Origin of the sequence: Actinomadura sp. 6K520, assembly GCF_004349245.1 — a bacterium.
In the GTDB taxonomy this organism is placed as follows: Bacteria; Actinomycetota; Actinomycetes; order Streptosporangiales; family Streptosporangiaceae; genus Spirillospora.
The window spans coordinates 1-2,191 of record NZ_SMLC01000365.1 but is presented as its reverse complement, the minus strand read 5'-3'; the positions used below and the strand labels follow the sequence as shown (position 1 = coordinate 2,191).

Here is a 2,191-nt window from a genome sequence, read left to right as displayed (position 1 = left end):
CGGTGGCGGGGCGCTCGGCGTCGCGGGGCTCGGCGGTGTCGCGGGCCTCGGCGGCGTCCCGGGGGTCGGCGAGGTCGCGGGGGTCGGCGAGGTCGGTCTCGGTGCGCTCGGCGTCCGTGCCGCGGGCGGAGGTGTCGCGCAGCCGGGCGAGGTGGGCGCGCAGGATGCCCTCGGCGGCCGGCTTCATGTCGACGTCCACGTACAGCCGGTCGAGGACGTCGCCCGCGACCGGGTCACCGGGCGGGCCGGCCGGGCCGGGCAGGTCGGGCAGGCCGGACGGCGAGGTCGCGTACGCCGCGACCCCGGCCTCGCCGAGCGCCGCCAGCATCGCGTCGGCCAGGTGCGGGGCGAGGTCGACCAGCGGGGCGTAGGTGTCGGCCGACAGTCCATTGCCACGGCGATTCAAGGGGCCGGCTCCTTCGACTCCGGCGTGACCGGCAGCACCGGCATGACGGCCTCCGCTCCCCCATCGACATGTGCCCGGCGGCGCCCCGGCTCGCGGCGGCACTCCCGGACACCCTGAAACGTGTGTCCCACGGTATTCGCTGCGACGCCCGGAACAAGCCCCCCGGGCGCACCCGATTGAGATTTACGTTCAGAGCCTACGTTCATTCGGCGGCCCCGGACGCACCGCCCGCGAACGCGGCCGGCGGAGCCGCGGCCCGGTGCCCGCGGCCGGTGCCGTACCGGCCGGTAGATCGACGGGACGGGGAGTGGGAAGATGTCCCATCATCTCCTGTCGGCAGGGACCGGTCGTGCTCACCCCGGGGCACGCGGTCCGAGGAAGGTCCTCGCATGCTCTGGTTCTGGATCCTGCTCCGGATCGTTCTCTCGCCCATCCTGTACCTCGGATGGTGGCCGCGGAACCGGGGGATGAAGAACGTCCCCAAGCGCGGCCCCGCGCTGATGGTGAGCAACCACCAGTCGTTCGCCGACCACTTCTTCGGGCCGCTGCCGCTGTGGCGGCCGATCATCTTCATCGGCAAGGGCGAGTACTTCACCGGCACGGGGCTCAAAGGGCTGATCAGCAAGGCGTTCATGACCGGGGTGGGCGTGGTGCCGGTGGACCGGACCGGCGGGTCGGCCGCCGAGGCGGCGCTGCAGACCGGGCTGCGGATCCTCGCGGAGGGCAAGCTGCTCGGCATCTACCCGGAGGGCACCCGCGCCCCCGACAACCGGCTGTACCGCGGCAAGACGGGCGTGGCGCGGCTGGCGCTGAAGTCACGGGTCCCGGTGATCCCGATGGCGATGACCAACACGTTCGAGCTGATGCCGTCCGGCCAGACGTTCCCGCGCCTCGGGGTCCGGCCGGGCGTCCGGTTCGGCGAGCCGATGGACTTCTCCCGCTACTACGGCCGCGAGGACGACAAGGAGGTCCTGCGGGAGGTGACCGACGAGATCATGCGGGCGATCCAGAAGCTGTCGGGCCAGGAGTACGTCGACCGCTACGCCGCGGAGGTGAAGGCCGAGATGGACGGCAAGACCGTGCGTCCCGTGACGGATGACGACGAGTAAGAGGGAAGCGGGACTGGGCCTGGAGGCCGCGCTCTGGCGTGCCGTGGCGGTCTACCGGGGCCTCGCGCTCTGCTACGCCGCGGTCGTGATCGCGATGAACTCCGGCGGGTACGCCCATCCGCTGGGCGGCTGGGCCGTCCTCGGCGTCATGGCGGCCTGGACGGCGTACTCGGTGCGGGCCTTCGCCGACCCGCGCCGGCGCGGGCGGCGGCTGCTGGCCGCCGACCTCGCGGTCGCGGCCGGGTGCGTGCTCGCCACGGCGTGGGTGGAGACGGCCGCCAACATCGCCGCCGGGCGGCCGACGCTGCCGGTGTCGTGGGTGGCGGCGGCGGTGCTGGCGTGGGCGGTGGCGGGCGGGCGCCGGCCCGGCGTCGCCGCGGCGCTGGTGCTGGCCGCCGCGAACCTGCTGGTGCACGCCATCGCGGGGACGACCGGCGGGATGGGCTCGACGACGTTCAACGGGATCGTGCTGCTGTTCCTCGCCGGCCTCGTCGTCGGGCACGTCGTCCGGCTGGCGCTGGAGGCGGAGGCGCGGCTGGCGCGGGCCGTGGAGCTGGAGTCGGCCACCCGCGAGCGGGAGCGGCTGGCCCGCCGTATCCACGACTCGGTGCTGCAGGTGCTGGCGATGGTGCAGCGGCGCGGCGGGGAGCTGGGGGGCGAGGCGGCGGAGCTGGGC

At 74.3% G+C, this 2,191-nt stretch carries 2 protein-coding genes and 1 pseudogene; 2 read left to right on the top strand and 1 reads right to left on the bottom strand.

Going from position 1 to position 2,191, the window contains the following annotated elements; translation table 11 throughout:
- Positions 1-406: pseudogene (locus tag E1289_RS37325) on the bottom strand (hypothetical protein); the annotation flags it as partial.
- A gap of 389 nt (positions 407-795) precedes the next feature.
- Here E1289_RS37325 and E1289_RS37320 point away from each other — a divergent pair.
- Positions 796-1,515 (top strand): lysophospholipid acyltransferase family protein, encoded by a 720-nt coding sequence (locus tag E1289_RS37320; protein WP_131988863.1) that lies wholly within the window; start codon positions 796-798, stop codon positions 1,513-1,515.
- Positions 1,502-2,191 (top strand): DUF5931 domain-containing protein (locus tag E1289_RS37315; protein WP_243713473.1); only part of this gene is annotated, 690 nt, incomplete at its 3' end. The genes E1289_RS37320 and E1289_RS37315, both read left to right, overlap by 14 nt.